Origin of the sequence: Thermoflexus hugenholtzii JAD2 (genome assembly GCF_900187885.1) — a bacterium.
GTDB classification, from domain to species: Bacteria; Chloroflexota; Anaerolineae; order Thermoflexales; family Thermoflexaceae; genus Thermoflexus; species Thermoflexus hugenholtzii.
Genome location: NZ_FYEK01000012.1, coordinates 41771 through 57418, shown reverse-complemented (window position 1 = coordinate 57418; position 15648 = coordinate 41771). Strand labels below are relative to the sequence as shown.

The 15648-nt window shown below is 68.2% G+C and carries 13 protein-coding genes and 1 tRNA gene; 11 read left to right on the top strand and 3 right to left on the bottom strand.

The window, feature by feature from the left end:
• Positions 1-2 precede the first annotated feature (2 nt).
• The 9 genes from CFB18_RS03420 to CFB18_RS03380 all read left to right on the top strand — a co-directional run bounded on the left by CFB18_RS03420 (position 3) and on the right by CFB18_RS03380 (position 8509).
• Complete coding sequence (locus CFB18_RS03420; protein WP_088570407.1) at positions 3-1463, top strand: RtcB family protein; 1461 nt, start codon at positions 3-5, stop codon at positions 1461-1463.
• Between the two features lie 8 nt (positions 1464-1471).
• Positions 1472-2215 (top strand): YggS family pyridoxal phosphate-dependent enzyme, encoded by a 744-nt coding sequence (locus CFB18_RS03415; RefSeq protein ID WP_088570406.1) that lies wholly within the window; start codon positions 1472-1474, stop codon positions 2213-2215.
• 124 nt (positions 2216-2339) lie between these two features.
• Positions 2340-2606 (top strand): YggT family protein, encoded by a 267-nt coding sequence (locus tag CFB18_RS03410; RefSeq protein ID WP_088570405.1) that lies wholly within the window; start codon positions 2340-2342, stop codon positions 2604-2606.
• 39 nt (positions 2607-2645) lie between these two features.
• Complete coding sequence (locus tag CFB18_RS03405) at positions 2646-3908, top strand: T9SS type B sorting domain-containing protein (protein ID WP_088570404.1); 1263 nt, start codon at positions 2646-2648, stop codon at positions 3906-3908.
• A 24-nt stretch (positions 3909-3932) separates the two neighbouring features.
• Positions 3933-4916 carry a metallophosphoesterase family protein gene (locus tag CFB18_RS03400; protein ID WP_088570403.1) on the top strand — a complete coding sequence of 328 codons (984 nt, stop codon included), beginning with the start codon at positions 3933-3935 and terminating at the stop codon, positions 4914-4916.
• Positions 4917-4936: 20 nt separating this feature from the next.
• A tRNA-Glu gene (locus tag CFB18_RS03395) sits at positions 4937-5012 on the top strand.
• 62 nt (positions 5013-5074) lie between these two features.
• Positions 5075-6037, top strand: a complete 963-nt coding sequence (locus tag CFB18_RS03390) for an NUDIX hydrolase (protein ID WP_200808065.1) — start codon at positions 5075-5077, stop codon at positions 6035-6037.
• 137 nt (positions 6038-6174) lie between these two features.
• The gene (locus tag CFB18_RS03385; RefSeq protein WP_143597499.1) at positions 6175-7005 is read left to right on the top strand and encodes an alpha/beta hydrolase; all 831 of its coding nucleotides are present in this window, start codon (positions 6175-6177) and stop codon (positions 7003-7005) included.
• Between the two features lie 49 nt (positions 7006-7054).
• Complete coding sequence (locus CFB18_RS03380; RefSeq protein ID WP_088570400.1) at positions 7055-8509, top strand: lipid II flippase MurJ; 1455 nt, start codon at positions 7055-7057, stop codon at positions 8507-8509.
• Here the strand turns inward: CFB18_RS03380 and CFB18_RS03375 are convergent.
• On the bottom strand, positions 8478-10757 hold the full coding sequence (locus tag CFB18_RS03375; RefSeq protein ID WP_088570399.1) for a sensor histidine kinase: 2280 nt from the start codon (positions 10755-10757) through the stop codon (positions 8478-8480). The two genes, CFB18_RS03380 and CFB18_RS03375, sit on opposite strands and share 32 nt — an antisense overlap.
• A gap of 367 nt (positions 10758-11124) precedes the next feature.
• Between CFB18_RS03375 and CFB18_RS03370 the strand changes: the two genes are divergently transcribed.
• Positions 11125-11745 carry an RNA polymerase sigma factor gene (locus CFB18_RS03370; protein WP_088570398.1) on the top strand — a complete coding sequence of 207 codons (621 nt, stop codon included), beginning with the start codon at positions 11125-11127 and terminating at the stop codon, positions 11743-11745.
• 5 nt (positions 11746-11750) lie between these two features.
• Positions 11751-12020, top strand: coding sequence for an anti-sigma factor family protein (locus CFB18_RS03365; RefSeq protein WP_200808064.1), 270 nt, complete (start codon positions 11751-11753; stop codon positions 12018-12020).
• A 462-nt stretch (positions 12021-12482) separates the two neighbouring features.
• On the opposite strand, the gene hemW is transcribed toward CFB18_RS03365, so the two are convergent.
• Positions 12483-13667, bottom strand: coding sequence for a radical SAM family heme chaperone HemW (hemW, locus tag CFB18_RS03360; protein WP_088570396.1), 1185 nt, complete (start codon positions 13665-13667; stop codon positions 12483-12485).
• The gene (gene uvrC, locus CFB18_RS03355) at positions 13664-15550 is read right to left on the bottom strand and encodes an excinuclease ABC subunit UvrC (RefSeq protein WP_088570395.1); all 1887 of its coding nucleotides are present in this window, start codon (positions 15548-15550) and stop codon (positions 13664-13666) included. The genes hemW and uvrC overlap by 4 nt, the downstream gene beginning before the upstream one ends.
• Positions 15551-15648: the final 98 nt, after the last annotated feature.

The following is a 15648-nucleotide window of genomic DNA, read 5'->3' as shown; positions in this document are numbered from 1 at the left end:
AGATGGCTCGGGAGATTCGCAAGCAGGATTTCCGTCGGATCAATGAGTATCTCTGGGAGCTGCCCACGTCCTTTGACCCGCGGATGAACGTCCCCGTCCGCATCTACGCGGACGAGGAGCTGCTGGAGGACGCCCTGGGGGACCTTTCGGTCCACCAGGCGGTGAATGTGGCTTCGCTGCCTGGTCTGGTAGGTTACGTGGTGGTTATGCCAGATGTTCATCAAGGCTATGGGATGCCGGTGGGTGGGGTGATGGCCAGCAAGGTCCCAGGCGGAATCATCTCTCCCGGGGCAGTGGGCTATGACATTAACTGCGGCGTTCGTCTGCTGGCGACCAACCTGACCGAGGAGCAGATCGCGCCCCATCTGGCGGAGCTGGCCACCCGGATTTACTACAACTGCCCCAGCGGCGTGGGCTCCGAGGGCCACGTCCCACTGACGGCGCGGCAGCTGGATGAGGTGCTCGCCGAGGGGGCCCGCTGGGCCCTTCGTCACGGCTACGCCCGGCCCGAGGACCTGGAGTGCACCGAGGAGTTCGGCCGCATGCCCAACGCCGACCCCGACAAGGCCACCCCCAAGGCCAAGGAGCGGGGGAAGGATCAACTGGGCACCCTGGGCGCAGGAAACCACTTCATCGAAGTGGATGTGGTAGACGAGATCTTCGATTCGGTAGCCGCAGAGCGTATGGGGCTCTTCAAGGGGCAGGTGGCCGTGCAGATCCACTGTGGCTCGCGGGGCTTCGGCCACCAGATCTGCACCGATTACCTGCAGCGCTTCGAACGGGTCATCCATAAATACGGCATCAAGCTACCGGATAAAGAGCTGATGTGCGCCCCCATCGACAGCCCCGAGGGCCAGGACTACATCCAGGCCATGGCCTGCGCGGCGAACTTCGCCTTCTGCAACCGCCAGATCCTGGCCCACTACATCCGCAAGAGCTTCGAGGAGGTCCTCAAACCGAAGGGCATCGCCCACGATGTCTGGCAGGTCTACGACATCGCCCACAACATGGGCAAGATCGAGACCCACGAGATCGACGGCCAGCGGATGACGGTGTGCGTGCACCGCAAAGGGGCGACCCGTGCCTGGGGGCCGGGCTCTCCCGGCCTGCCGAAGAAATACGCCGACATCGGTCAGCCGGTCCTGATCCCCGGCTCCATGGGCACCGCCTCCTACGTGCTGCTGGGGACGCCCGGCTCCATGGCCCAGACCTTCGGGAGCACCTGCCACGGGGCCGGCCGCGTCATGAGCCGCGCCCAGGCCAAGCGGGAGATCCGCGGCGAGAAGCTCAAGGCGGAGCTGGAGAGCCAGGGCATTGTGGTCCGCGCCGGCTCCATGGCCGGCCTGGCCGAGGAGGCCCCCCGAGCCTACAAGGACGTCAGCCGCGTGGTCGAGGTGGTCCACCACGCCGGGATCGCCAAGAAAGTGGCCCGGCTGCGGCCGATCGCCGTGATCAAGGGTTAAGAACTTCAATGGAAGCCTCCGTCGCCGAACGCTGGGCAGCGGTGCAGGAGCGGATCGCCCGAGCCGCCCGCCGGGCGGGCCGGGATCCGGCTGAGGTGACGGTGGTGGCGGTGACCAAAACGGTGCCGCCGGAGCGCATCGTCGAGGCTTATGCCTGCGGCCTGCGGATCTTCGGGGAGAACCGGGTGGAAGAGGCAGAGGAGAAGATCCCGCAGGTGCACGCCCGGCTGGGGAGCGAGGCCCAGGTCCACTGGCATCTGGTGGGCCACCTGCAGCGCCGGAAAGCGCGGCGGGCCCTGGGCCTCTTCGAGGTGATCCACTCCGTGGACTCGCTCCCCCTGGCCGAGAAGCTGAGCCGCCTCGCAGTGGAAAGCGGGCGGGTCGTGGAGATCCTGCTGGAGTGCAACGTCTCCGGCGAGGCCACCAAATACGGCTTCCCCCTGCACCGCTGGGAAGAGGACCCGGGCCAGCGCGAGGCGTTCATGGAGGCGGTGGCCCGTATCCTGGACTTGCCGGGCCTGCGGGTGAGCGGGCTGATGACCGTCGCCCCCGTGGCCTCCGACCCGGAAACGGTGCGGCCGGTGTTTCGGCGGTTGCGGGCCCTGCGGGACTTTCTGGCCGAGCGGTTCCCCCGAGCCTCCTGGGCCCATCTCTCCATGGGGATGACCGATGACTTCGAAGTGGCCATCGAGGAAGGCGCCACAATGATCCGCCTGGGACGGGCCATCTTCGGAGAACGCCCCGTGCGTTGAGGTCCCCACTGCCCCCGACCCCTGGTCCTTGCCCTCCACCCCGGGGAACCGCCTTGAGGTAAGATGGGGGACGGATGGGCGCGCAGGCCGCCCTCCCCGATCCCTCAGGAGGAAACCGACGGAGATGTCCGGAAACTGGATCTTACTGGTGGACGCCCTGGTCAACCTCTACGTCCTGCTGATCGTGGTCTACGTGTTCACTTCGTGGATCGGCATGGACCCGTGGCATCCGGCTCGCCGTTTCCTGGGAAATCTGGTGGAGCCGGTGCTGAATCCGCTGCGGCGTTACATCCCCCCGATCGGCGGACTGGACTTCACGCCCCTGGTGGCCATCCTGCTCATCGAGCTGGCCGGCCGGCTCCTCAAGGCGCTGCTGGCCGGAGGGCTCTGAACATCACCCGGGATTGATCCTCATTGAGGACCGGAGGCTATGCACGTTCCTGAGAGGCGGCGCTTCGGACAGCGGTTCGGTCTGATCGGGCTGTTGCTCGCCCTGGCTGCATGCCGGCCGGCCCCCTTGCTGCGCTCCGCCACGATCCAGCCGGATCTGCTGACCCCGGATGGGGACGGCCGGAACGAGGTGGTGGCGATCCGTTACGCGCTGGGCCGCAACGCCATCGTCTCCATCTATTTCGTGGGCTCGGACGGGACCCCCCGCTACTTCCGGCGGGAACAGCCCCGACCGCGAGGGGAATATGAGGTCCTGTTCAACGGGGTGGTGGAGAACCAGCTGCTCCCCGACGGCCATTACACCTGGGTGGTGGAGGCCCGGGACGGATCGGAGACGGCGCAGATCACCGGCACCCTCACCGTGAGCGGATCGCACCCTCAGGCGCTCCGCATCACCGGCTTCAGCATCTCGCCCCCCGAGTTCACCCCCAACCGGGACGGGTTGAGCGACCGGGCGACCATCAACGTCTGCATCAACCGACCGGCCCAGATCCTCGTCTACCTGGAGGGCCCCGACGGCGTCCGTTATCCGGTCCCCCGCAAGGAGGTGCAGCTGCGCAAGCCCGGCGAGGAGGGATGCCACATCTTCGACTACGACGCCGGCGTCGATCGAGGCCAGGAGCCGCCCCCCGACGGAACCTACACGGTCTACGCGGTGGCGGAGGACGCCCTGGGACTTCGGGATGTGGTCACCGGAACCCTAACCATCCGCGAGGGTGGAGTGCCGCGGGCGGAGATCCTCAACGGACGGGTGGAGTTCCGTTCGGACATCTCCGCAGGGACCGGGGATTACATCCCGGTCAACCTCGGCGGCTTCCTCTACTTCACGCTGACGGTGCACAACTACGGCGCGGTTCCGATTCGGACCAGCGGGCCGCCCTCTGGGACCTGCTATGAGCTGGATCAGACCTTCAACGCGCCGCGGCCGGGGCGCCCGGAGGGCTGGGCCGAGGAATCCGGGGCCTGGCGGGTGGGCATCGACTTCGACACCTCCCTGCGCAACTACCCCTTCCGCTGGGCGGTGGGCCGCCCGGAGGATCTCGAGGTGCGGATCATCGACGGCCGGCCATATTACTATCTGCCGGCGGGCCGAACGGCCATCGTGACCGGCTGCATCCGGATCACCTACGTGCCGCCCCGCAACCCTCTGTATTTCTGGGCTGGCCTGATCCACGAGGACGTGGAGATCGCCCCGCTGAACAACCGGGTGGATCCCCACCGGGTGCTCATCGAGGGCCCGTGAGCGCTGCTTCCTAACAGGCGATCCATGCGGCGGATGGGTTTATGGCGATGGACGAAACGGGTCGGATGGGGGCTTCTCCTGCTCGGGGCGCTGGCCTTCGTCGATCCCCATGGTTCTGCGGGGGATCAAGCGCCTCGTGCCCCAACGCCGACTCCATCCGTGCGCTTCGCCGTGATCGGCGACTACGGGCAGGCCGGGCCGGCCGCCGAGGCCGTGGCCCGCTTGGTCCACAGCTGGAACCCCCATTTCATCGTCACCACCGGGGACAACAACTATCCGCGCGGGGAGGCCCGAACCATCGACGCGAACATCGGGCAGTATTACCACATGTTCATGGCCCCCTACCGGGGCCGTTACGGCCCGGGCGCCGACCGTAATCGCTTCTTCCCGGTCCTGGGCAACCACGATTGGGCGGCCGCCGGCGCGCGGCCCTATCTCGAATACTTCAACCTGCCCGGCAACGAGCGCTATTACGACGTCCGCTGGGGCCCGGTGCATCTGTTCTTCGTGGACAGCGATCCACACGAGCCGGATGGGATCACCGCGAACTCCCGACAGGCGCGGTGGCTACGAACACGGCTCGGGGCCTCCGACGCGCCGTGGCGCCTCGTGGTGATGCATCATCCCCCTTACTCCTCAGGTCCTCACGGCTCCACCCCCGCCCTCCAGTGGCCCTTCGCCGCCTGGGGGGTCACCGCCGTCCTCGCCGGGCACGACCACGTCTACGAACGCATCGAACGGGATGGGGTCCTCTACTTCGTCAACGGTCTGGGCGGCCATCCCGCTCGTTACCCTTTCCGCGCCCCGGTCCCCGGCAGTCGGGCTCGCTATCGGGACCAGCACGGGGCGATGCGCGTGGAGGCCGACGCGTGCCACATCACGTTTGAGTTCATTGCGGTGGACGGCCGCCGCATCGATGCGGTGACCCGTCTCCATCCGGCGTGCGGGGGCGCGGCCCTCCGGGCCTCCGGGCCGCTTCGCCTTGACGGAGAAAGGCTCCCACGGTAAGATTGAAGCAGAAGGACCGTGGCCCCGTCGTCTAGCCCGGTCTAGGACGCTGCCCTCTCAAGGCAGAGATCGCGGGTTCAAATCCCGCCGGGGCCACTATCCCGGGCGCGGCCTTTGCCGCGCCCGATTTGCTTTCAATGAGGAGGCCTGCGCCGCCAATGGATTACATCCGCTGGCTGCGGGAGCGGATCGGCCCGGAGCCCGTCTGGCTGGTCTACGCGACCGCCCTCATCGTCGACGAGGCCGGACGGATCCTGCTGCAGCGCCGGGCCGACTTCGAAGCCTGGGGGCTCCCCGGCGGGGTGATGGAGCCCGGCGAGTCCCTCCTCCAGGCTCTCCACCGGGAGGTCCGGGAGGAGACTGGCCTCTCCATCCGCGTGGAGCGATTGATCGGCCTCTACACCTCCCCGGAGTTCATAGTGTGCTATCCGAACGGCGACGTCGTCCATCCGGTGACCGCTTGCTTTCTGGCCCGTCCCGTGGAGGGCGCCTTGCGCCCGGATGGACGAGAGTCCCTGGCCCTGGACTGGGTGTCCCTGGCGGAGCTGCCGCCCCTTCCCCCCTGGTATGGGGCGATGATCGCGGATTACCGCCGCCACGATCCCGCCACCGCCTTCCGGACCGGTGCCCCCGGCCGCCTCGCCTCACGACCGGGTGAGACCATCCGGCGCCTGCGGGCGCGGGTGGGCGCTGCTCCCCTGGTCGTCCCCGCCACCAGCGCGGTGATCTTCAACGATCGGGGGGAGATCCTCCTCCAGCGCCGCGAGGACAATGGGGAATGGGGCTTCCCCGGGGGGATCATGGAGATCGGCGAGCGCATTGATCAGACCCTGGTCCGGGAGGTGTGGGAGGAGACCGGCCTGGAGGTGGAGCCCCTCCGCCTGACCGGCCTCTATACGGATCCGGCGTGGACGTTCACCTACCCGAACGGGGATCGCTCCCAGCCGGTGGTGGCCTGCTTCGAGGCGCGCATCATCGGAGGGCGCCTCCGGGCCGATGGAGCGGAATCCCTGGAGGTGAGGTTCTTCCCGCCGGATCGACTGCCGGAGCCTCTGGATCCTCGCTGGCGGATCCGCATCGAGGACGCGCGCGCCGGGCTCCCCGACGCCGTGGTCCGTTGAAGAGCGGGCCGCGCGAACCCCTGAAAGAAGATCCCGGCCTCGGATGGAAAGAGGAAATGCGGAAAGATCCCTGGCTGGCGCTCGTTGGATTACTGCTCCTGTTGAACCTGGCGCTTCTCGGAGGGCCTCGGGCGCGGATGGCGCTCCCCACCTGGCCGCCTCCCACACCTACCTCTGCGCCCACGGCGACGCCGTCGCCGACTCCAACCTCCACGCCCACGGCGACACCCACCCTCACGCCCACGCCCACGCCGACCTGCGCGCCCGGCCGCTGGGAGCATGCTTCTCTTCCGATCCCCACTCTGGGGCTGGAGATCCCTTATCAGGTTTACCTGCCTCCCTGCCTGGATCCCGGGCGCCGGTATCCGACCCTGTATCTCCTGCATGGGTATCCCTATGATCACCGGCACTGGGACCAGCTGGGCATCGATGAGGTGATGACGGCAGGGGTTCGCGCCGGGCGCTGGCCCCTTTTCCTGATCGTGCTGCCAGGCTTCCCAGACGATCTGTATATTCGCACCAGCGGCGGACCCAGCTCAGTGGAAAGCGTGATGATGGAGGCGCTGATCACGGAGATCGAGGCGCGCTACCCGGCGATGCCGGCGCGGTGGGCCCGGGCCATCGGGGGGATCTCGCGGGGCGGGGTGTGGGCCCTGGAGATCGCCCTGCGCCATCCTAAGACCTTCGCCAGCGTCGGGGGGCATAGCCCGGCCCTGAGCGTGAACAAGGCGCCGCCGGCATATGATCCCTTCGTCCTGGCTCGAGAGGCCGATCTGAAGGGGTTACGGATCTACCTGGACGCCGGCGATGCGGATTGGGCGCTGGAGGGGGCCCGGCAGCTGGCGGAGATCCTGAAGGCGCGCAGGGTCCCCGTGCGCTTCGAGATCCGCCCGGGTGGCCACGACGATGCCCTGTGGGCCGGGGCGCTGGAGGCGTATCTGGACTTCTACACCGAGCCGTGGAAGTGAGGCGCGGCAAGGGGGATCGATCCCGCGGGATCGTGCTGGGAGGTGAGGAATGGGATCGGAAGGAGAGCCGGAACGGCGGGGCGATCCGGTCTCTCGGGAAGGCTTCGGGAAGTGGACGGAAGGTCTATGGAGCACCACGCTTTTCTTGGATGCCGGCACCCTCCGGTTTCTTCGTCAGATCCTGCAGCCGGCGGCCGTGGTGGCCGGCCTGGGCCTGGCGGGGAAGCTCACCGGCTTCCTGGCTCAAATGGTGGTCGCCGCCCGCTTCGGGACCGGGCTGGAGAAGAGCGCTTTCGACGTCGCCATGGTGATGCCAGACTTCCTCTTCCTGTTCACTGGGGGAACCCTGGCGGTGGTTCTGGTGCCGGTGCTCACAGCGCTCTCCCTGCGCGATCCCCATGAAGCCGCCCGCCTGGCCACCACGGCGGCCCTTCTCACCCTGATCAGTCTGACCCTGGCCGGCCTGCTCATCGCCGGGAGCGCGCCCTTCTGGGTCCACCGGGTCTTCGGACCCGGCCTTCCCCCTGAGGGACAGGAGGTGGCCATTCGTTTGCTGCGGATCCTCTGGATCGGGACGGTGCTCTTCGGGCTCAGCGGGGTGCTGACGGCGGTGCTCCACACCGCCCGCCGCTTCGCATGGCCGGCCCTGGGCTCGGTGCTGGCGGACGCCGGGCCGATCCTGGGGACGCTGGCCCTGGCCGGCCCCCTGGGCATCGTCGGGCTGGCCTTGGGGGTGATCCTGGGGGCCTTTCTTCATAACCTCAGCCTGCTGCCGGGGTTGCGCCGCTGGACCTGGGCCTGGGCGGTGGACCTTCGGCATCCGGGCCTGCGGCAGGCGGGACGCCTGCTCCTGCTGCGGGGCCTGATCGTTGCTCTGGCGTATTTTCAGATCGCCTGGGGCTATCGGCTGGTGGGTGGCATGGCACCCGAAGCCGTGGCCGCCCTCGCCTACGCCTGGCGCCTGATGCAGGTCCCTCAGACCCTCATCAGCACCAGCTTGGCCACGGTGCTCCTCCCGACCCTCTCCGCTCACGTGGCCCGGGGTGACCCGGAGGCCCTGTGGCAGGATCTGGTGCGGACCCTGAGGGTCGCAGGGGGGCTCAGCCTCCTTGCCGGGGGGGTCCTCGGGTTCGGCGGAGAGACCCTGGTGCGGGCGATGTTGGCCCGGGGTGCCTTCGGCGAGGCGTCGGTGGAAGCCGTGGGGGCGGCGCTGCGGATGTTCGCTCCCGGGCTGCTGACCTACACCATCGCCGAGCTGGCCGCCCGGGCCTTCTACGCCCGACATGATTTCCTCCGGCCTCTCGCGGCGGCTGCCATCGGGACGGCGGCCTATCTCGGGATGGCCCCTCTTTTCGCCCATGCCCTGGGTCCTTCCGGACCCGCCCTCGCCAACAGCCTGGCGATCGGGCTGGAGGGTCTACTGCTGTTGCGCGGGCTCCGTCGGATACGGATGGCACCCCCTTCCCCGCCTCTTATGCGGCAGATCCCTCCAGAGATCCGCTGAGGGGGATCTCCAGGACGGCTTCCACGCCCCGCGGCGCGCGGGGGTGCAAGCGCAGGCGGCCGCCGTGGGCTTCTGCCACGCTCCGGGCCACCGCCAGCCCGATGCCCATCCCTCCGAACCGCCGGGTGGTCCCTCCATCCACCTGATAGAACGGCTCCCCCACCCGCGAGAGGGACTCGATCGGAATCCCGATCCCCTCATCCCGTATGATCACCCGGGCGATCCCACCCTCTGAGGCCAGCTCCAGTTCCACCCGTCCGCCTGGAGGGGAGAACTTGAAGGCGTTGTCCAGCAGTTCTCCGATCGCATGCGCCAGCGCTTCCGCGTCCCCGATCACCCACACCGCCTCGGCCGGGAGTCGGACTTCGAAGGGGTTCTTTTCGGGATCCGGGCGCGCCCGGATCATACGAGCGACAGCCTCCACCAGCCGGCGCAGATCCAGGGGCTGGTGGGGCCGGGGGGCGCCCCGCACGGTTTGCAGGGTGAGCAGGAGCTCAATATAGCGGTGGAGCTGGCCCAGCCGCTCCCGGGCGATGGCCACCGCTTCTTGCTGAGATGCGCTCAGCGGACCGAGGGCGCCCTCCGCGAGCAGCTCCAGATACCCCAGGGCCACGGCGAGGGGAGTGCGCAGCTCATGGGAGACGTTCTGGATCATCTGCTCCCGGGCCGCCAGCGCCTCCTCCAGAGCCCGATTGAGAGCTTCCCGCTGCGCCAGCGCTCGCTGCAGGGCCTCAAGCATACGGGCGCTGTGGATCCCTGTCGCCAGCAAATCTGCCAGGCCCTCCAGCAGATCCCGGATCTCCGGATCCATGGCCCGCGGCCTTCGCCACACCACGTGGAGCACTCCGAGGAGCGTGGCGCCCCGCCGCAACGGGAGGGCCGCGTGGCTGCGGATCCCCTCCTGAATGAGGATCCGCCGGGTGATCGGGGGGTAAGGATATCGATCGCATTCCTCCACCCACACCGGCTCGCCCCGGATCGCGATCTGGGCGGTGATGGTTTCCTCAGCCGCCTGAGAGGAGAGACGAACCACCGGCACGGTGGAATACCCGAGCGCGACTACCGCGCGCAACACATCCGGATCCGCCGGATCCGCCACGTAGACGCTGGCGCCGTCAGCCGGGAGGTGAGCCAGGATCTCCTCCAGGGCCCGGGTCAGGAGGGCGGGCAGGTCCTGGAGCTCCGCCAGCGCCCGGGCGGTCTGATACAGCACGTGTAGCCGATCCGCCTGAGCCTGCAGGATGTGGATCATCCGGAAGCGTTTGAGGGCGTCTGCCAGCTGATGGGCGGCGGTTTCCGCCAGGCGGATCTCCTCAGGGGTGAACACGTGCGGCTCGCGGACGTAGTCGATCCCCAGGGTGCCCACGATCCACTCCCCGATCCACAAAGGGACCAGAAGCATGGAGCGCACCCCGACGCGCCCCAGCATCGCGCGCACGGGAGCGATGCGGGGATCCGTCTGCACATCCTCGATGGCAAGGGGACGGCGCTCCTGCAGGATCCAGGCCATGGAAGGGTTGTCCGGGATGGGGATGCGCTCGCCCAGGCCGGAAGGCGTGCCGACGGGGTTGTATTCCGTCACCACGACGAGGTGATTGCCGGAGGAGGCGATCAGGGCAACGGCTCCCCGATCCGCACTCATCAGCTGGACCAGCTCGGGGAGGACGCTCGCGAGCAGCTCGTAGAGATCCTGAGCGCGGTTGGCCCGGAGGGCCAAACGGTTCAGGAAAGCCAGCTCCTCCGCCTGGCGGTCAGCGGCCTGATGCAGGGCCGCCCGCTCCAGGGCCAGCCCGATGGCCTGGACCGCGCCTTCCAGGAACTCCCGCTCCTCCGCCCCCCAGGTCCGGGGCTTCGGGCTCCCGAGGATCAGGCCTCCGGCCCATCCCGGACCCCCGCCCAGGGGGAGGCCCGCGGCCGCGCCCAGGCCGGCGGCGCGTAGCGCCTCCCGGAACATCGGGGGAGCCTCCTCCGCATCCCGCACCCACACGGGCCGATCCGAGGTGAGATCCCGGAGCGCCGCCAGGAGGGCGCCGGCGGACTCCTCCGGGAGTCCCCGGAAAATCCGGAGAACAGGGCCTTCCGGGTGGGGACGGAACTCCAGGATCCCTGTTGGGAGATCCAGGGCGCCGACCACGATCTCCAGCCCGGCGGCCATCATCGGTTCCATTCGAGGATGGGCTCGGGTCAGCTCCAGGAACAGTCGGGTCAGCGCTTGCTGCAGAGTCCAGCGGCGTTCTACTTCAGACATGCTCCTAACTCGCGATAAGCCTCTGGAAGAATCGCGCTCCGGCGATCTCCGAACCGGGAAGCCTTCCCTGATCCCCAAAAGGGGCCTTCCCCCGATGAGGTCTGATGCGGAGGAATTCGAGAAGGGCGCCCCGCAGTTCTACCTCTTCAGCGGGGATCCGGAGCCGCCTTACCGATCCGCTCAACACCCATCTGCGGTCTGTGGAAGGACCACGCACCCAGAATCAAGATGTAACTGCGCTCAAATTTTATGGAACAGAACGGGATTCTGGCAAACATCCGGCTGGTGGTTTTGGACGAGCGAGGCGGGCGCTCTTACAATCAGAATCAGTGGGGTGGGCCGAACCTGAGGGCGAGGTCCCTTCGAGATGGCTGCGGATCGTCGATCTACGGGAGATCTCTCGGAAGCGGATCTGCTCGCTGCGCTGCGGCGGGGAGACCGGCAGGCCTTCACGGCGGTGATCGACCGGTGTGGGGACACGGTCTACCATGTGGCCTACCGACTGCTGGGGAGCCGGGAGGAAGCAGAGGATGTGCTCCAGGAGACGTTCCTGCAGGCCTTCCAGCACCTGAAGGATTTCCGAGGAGAGGCTCGGCTGTGTACCTGGCTGTATCGCATCGCCTACAACCTGGCCCTGATGCGGCTTCGGCGGAAGGAGCCGGAGACGATCTCCATTGACCAGCCGCTGACCCTGGGCGATGATGAGGAGGTCCCCCGGGAGCTGTTCGACTGGTGCTGCCTGCCGGAGGAGGAGCTCCTGCGGGCGGAGCTGCGATCGGTGCTGGAGGAGGCCATCCGCAGCCTGCCGCCGGGCCTGCGGACGGTGTTTCTGCTCCGGGATGGGGAGGGCCTCTCCACCGAGGAGGTGGCTCGCATCCTGGGCATCTCCACCGATGCGGTGAAAACCCGTCTGCACCGCGCCCGGCTGCGGCTGCGGGAACATCTATCGCGTTACTTTGCGGAAGATTTAAAGGCCCACGAGGGATGAACTCGATGAGCAAGCGTTGCGAGGAGTGGCTGAGCCGGATCTCGCTCTATCTGGATGGGGAGCTGGCGGAGCACCTCTGCCGGGAGCTGGAGCGGCATCTCGCGGAGTGCCCCGACTGTCACGTCATCTTCCACACCACCCGCCGCACCATCGAGCTCTACCGCCGCTACGGGCGGACCCCCATGCCCGCAGAGGCCCGCGAGCGCCTCTTCCGCGTGCTGCGCCTGGAGGATCTTCTCCCCCAGGCTGACCAGGCCCCCGAAGGCCCCCCGTAAACGCGGTTCAGCGGTTGAAGTTGAACCCGCATACCGCTCTCCAACCCAGCGAGATGCCGATGAAACCGCCTGCCACCCTTAGGGTCCCTGGAGCGGTTGACGGCTCCAATGTTCCCATCTCGATGGAAATCGCGCCGATCATAGGATTCGAACACCGGCCATATGAGTAGAGCGCGGCAGCCTGAGCCTAAGGTCCTCGCTGCGGGGCCTGCCCAGGGGGAGTTAACGAAATGTTCACGAAATGCTCACATTTGGCTGATAAATATTAAAGTGGCTGCGCCCACCACGACACCGGGCCGGCTAAGGAGGTGAGGCCGATGCGGCGGGATCTCTGGCTCACGATGGTCGGGGCGCGGGACCTGCCCCGCTTCGCGGGCCGGGAGACGCTGCCGCGGATCGCGCGCCCCCTCGACCTCCTGGCCCGGTGGGGGGAGGTGATCCGTGCCCCGCCCCTCAACTCGCCTATAAGAAGCGCCAGAACACCTGATTCCCCAGTAACTGTCCCCGGGGGGTCAGGCGCAGGCGGACGCCGTCCCACCGGACCAGCCCCAGATCTTCCAGCTCGGCGATGACCGCCCCGTAGCGCTCCATGAGGCCCTGGCCGAAACGGGCGCGGAAGCACGCCTCCTCGACGCCCTCTTCCACCCGGCGCAGGCCCAGGATGACCATCTCCGCCATCTGCACCGGCAGCGGGAGGATCTCCTCCTCGGCAACCGGGCTCTCCCCCCGCTCGATCCGCCCGATGTAGTCCTTCGGATGTCGCGCGTTCATCCAGCGACGATCCCTCAGGAAACTCCAGGCTCCCGCACCGAAACCGATGTAGGGCTCGTAGCGCCAGTAGACGGTGTTATGCTGGCTTTCATAGCCCGGCCGCGCCCAGTTGGAGAGCTCGTAGTGCCGGTAGCCGGCCCGCGCCAGGCGCTCTCGCGTCCACTCATACATCTCGGCCGCGAGATCCGGGTCCGGCGCCGGGATCCGCCCCTCCCGGATCCAGCGGTGGAGGGCCGTGCGTTCCTCCACGATCAGCGCATAGGCCGAGAGGTGTTCCGGGCTCCAGGCCAGGACGGCCTCCAGGGTCTCCTGCCAGCGGCCCAGGGTCTGGCCGGGCAGCCCGTAGATGAGGTCCACGTTCAGATTAGCGAAGCCGACGGCGCGGGCCATCGCGAAATGGTCATGGGCTTCGTGAAAGGTGTGATCCCGGCGCAGCAGGTGCAGCTCCTCTGGATGGGCGCTTTGCACCCCGAAGCTCAGGCGGTTGACCCCCAGGGCCCGCACGCCCTCGAGATAGGCCACGGAGAGGCCACTGGGGTTCGCCTCCATGGTGATCTCGATCCCGGGCGGGATCTCAAAGGCCTCCCGGAGCGCCTCGAACAGGCGCTCGAGAAGCGGGAGGGGCAGCAACGAGGGGGTCCCTCCGCCGATGTAAATCGTGCAGGCGCGGGGCCGCCCGGCCACCCGGCCGAACCACCGGATCTCCTGCTCCAGCGCCGCGACGTAGGGGGCGAACCAGCGCGACATCCCCGCATAGACGTTGAAGTCACAGTAACTGCAACGCCAGCGGCAGAAGGGGATGTGGACATAAACCGCCAGGGCCTCCTCCGGCCCGGCGGGGAGGGCGGGCCAGGGAGACGGAGGGAACGCTTTCATCCGAGGGCCTCTTTCAACCGTTCGGCCACCGCCCGGGGGAGCCCGGCTTCGATCAGGGCCTCCAGCGGGGCCTGACGGATGGCCTCCAGGGAGCCGAAGCGCTCCAGCAGCGCCCGCCGCCGCTTCGGCCCGATGCCCGGGACCTCCTCCAGAAGCGAGGCCATGGAGCGGCGCTCCCGCCGGGCCCGGTGATGGCTCAAGGCGAAGCGATGGGCCTCATCCCGGATGCGCTGGATCAGGAAGAGGGCCGGCGAGGAGCGCGGCAGCAGCCATCCCTCCGATCGGCCGGGCAGGAAGAGCTCCTCCCGCTCCTTGGCCAGGGCGGCCACCGGGACCCGCTCCCGGAGCCCGAAGGCCTCCAGGACCTCCAGGGCGACCCCCAGCTGGCCTTTCCCCCCGTCCACCAGCAGGAGGTCGGGGAGCATAGCGAAGCTCTCATCCGGCCTTTGGCCCGGGAGCCGCTGCGAGGCGTTCGCCTCCTGCCAACGGCGGAAGCGCCGGGTCAGCACCTCCCGCATGCTGGCGTAATCGTCCGGTCGCCCCTGCACCGTGCGCACCACGAAGCGGCGGTAGTGCGCCTTCAAGGGGACGCCGTGGATGAAGACCACCATGCTGCCGACCACGGCGGTCCCCTGGGTGTTGGAGATATCGAAGCCCTCGATGCGGGCGGGCGGGGCCGGGAGGCCCAGGGCCGTGGCCAGCTCCTGGAGGGCCGCCTCCTGCCGGTGGCGGTCGGCCAGCCAGCGGGCCCGCAGGGCGTTCAGGGTCTCCATGGCGTTCTCCGTCGCCAGGCGCACCAGCTCCGCCGCCTCCCCCTCCCGGGGGACGGTGAGGGTCACGGCGTCGCCCCGCCGCTGGCGGAGCCATTGCTCGATGATAGCCGCCTCCTCGATGTGCTCCGGCAGCACGATCTCCGGCGGCACCTCGGCGGCGGCCTGATAGAACTGCTTAAGGAAGCCGGCTAAGGCCTCCTGCAGGTCGGCGTCCTCCAGGCCCTCCAGGACGAAATACTCCCGGCCGATCAGGCGGCCCTGGCGGATGAAGAACACCTCCACGCAGGCCTCCCCGTCGGCCCGGGCCATGGCGATCACGTCCCGATCCGTGGCCACCGTGGAGACCACCTTCTGGCGTTCCATCACCTGGCGGATCGCCCGCAGGCGGTCCCGCAGCTGGGCCGCCCGCTCGAACTGCAGGGCCTCCGCCGCCGCCCACATCCGGGCCTCCAGATCCCGGACCACCTCCTCGGTGTAGCCTTCCAGGAAGCGGATCAACCCCTCGATCATCGCCCGGTATTCCGCCTGGCTCACCGCCCCGATGCAGGGCCCCAGGCACCGCCGCAGGTCGTAGTAAAGGCACGCCCGGGGATCCCGCCCGGTGATCGTCCGGTCGCAGGTCAGATAAGGGAAGATCCGCCGCAGCTCGTCCAGCATCTGATAGACGGCGCTGGCGGAGGTGTAGGGGCCGAAATAGCGGGCGCCGTCGTTCTCGATCCGCCGGGTGATGGTGACTTTGGGGTAGGGATCCTGGACGGAGATCCGGATGTAGGGATAGCGCTTGTCGTCCTTCAGGCGGACGTTGTATTTCGGCCGGTGCTTCTTGATCAGGTTGGCTTCCAGGATGAGGGCTTCGAGCTCCGAATCCGTGACGATGAAGTCCAGATCGGCGATCTCCCTGACCATGCGCTGGACGCGGGGGGAGAGGTCGGCGCCGCTCTGGAAATACGAGCGGACCCGATGGCGGAGCGAGACCGCCTTGCCCACGTAGATCACCTCCCCGTGGGCGTTCCGGAACATGTAGACCCCCGGCCGCGCGGGCAGGGCCCGCAGCTTTTCCTCCAGGGCCGTCCGATCCGCCCGCTCCTCCGTCCCCAGCGCCGAACCCATCGTCCGGACCTCCCTCTTGCGCTGAGTTAATTATTACCCTTTCCCTCTCCCCATCGCTACATGCGGCGGACCCATCCCCGGTCCGGCCGCCGGGGTCC

What these genes read in the sequence shown, in the direction of transcription:
- CFB18_RS03420 (WP_088570407.1), top strand. Translation starts at nt 3, where the DNA reads ATGGCTCGGGAGATTCGCAAGCAGGATTTCCGTCGGATCAATGAGTAT.
- CFB18_RS03415 (WP_088570406.1), top strand. Translation starts at nt 1,472, where the DNA reads ATGGAAGCCTCCGTCGCCGAACGCTGGGCAGCGGTGCAGGAGCGGATC.
- CFB18_RS03410 (WP_088570405.1), top strand. Translation starts at nt 2,340, where the DNA reads ATGTCCGGAAACTGGATCTTACTGGTGGACGCCCTGGTCAACCTCTAC.
- CFB18_RS03405 (WP_088570404.1), top strand. Translation starts at nt 2,646, where the DNA reads ATGCACGTTCCTGAGAGGCGGCGCTTCGGACAGCGGTTCGGTCTGATC.
- CFB18_RS03400 (WP_088570403.1), top strand. Translation starts at nt 3,933, where the DNA reads ATGCGGCGGATGGGTTTATGGCGATGGACGAAACGGGTCGGATGGGGG.
- CFB18_RS03390 (WP_200808065.1), top strand. Translation starts at nt 5,075, where the DNA reads ATGGATTACATCCGCTGGCTGCGGGAGCGGATCGGCCCGGAGCCCGTC.
- CFB18_RS03385 (WP_143597499.1), top strand. Translation starts at nt 6,175, where the DNA reads ATGGCGCTCCCCACCTGGCCGCCTCCCACACCTACCTCTGCGCCCACG.
- CFB18_RS03380 (WP_088570400.1), top strand. Translation starts at nt 7,055, where the DNA reads ATGGGATCGGAAGGAGAGCCGGAACGGCGGGGCGATCCGGTCTCTCGG.
- CFB18_RS03375 (WP_088570399.1), bottom strand. Translation starts at nt 10,757, where the DNA reads ATGTCTGAAGTAGAACGCCGCTGGACTCTGCAGCAAGCGCTGACCCGA.
- CFB18_RS03370 (WP_088570398.1), top strand. Translation starts at nt 11,125, where the DNA reads ATGGCTGCGGATCGTCGATCTACGGGAGATCTCTCGGAAGCGGATCTG.
- CFB18_RS03365 (WP_200808064.1), top strand. Translation starts at nt 11,751, where the DNA reads ATGAGCAAGCGTTGCGAGGAGTGGCTGAGCCGGATCTCGCTCTATCTG.
- hemW (WP_088570396.1), bottom strand. Translation starts at nt 13,667, where the DNA reads ATGAAAGCGTTCCCTCCGTCTCCCTGGCCCGCCCTCCCCGCCGGGCCG.
- uvrC (WP_088570395.1), bottom strand. Translation starts at nt 15,550, where the DNA reads ATGGGTTCGGCGCTGGGGACGGAGGAGCGGGCGGATCGGACGGCCCTG.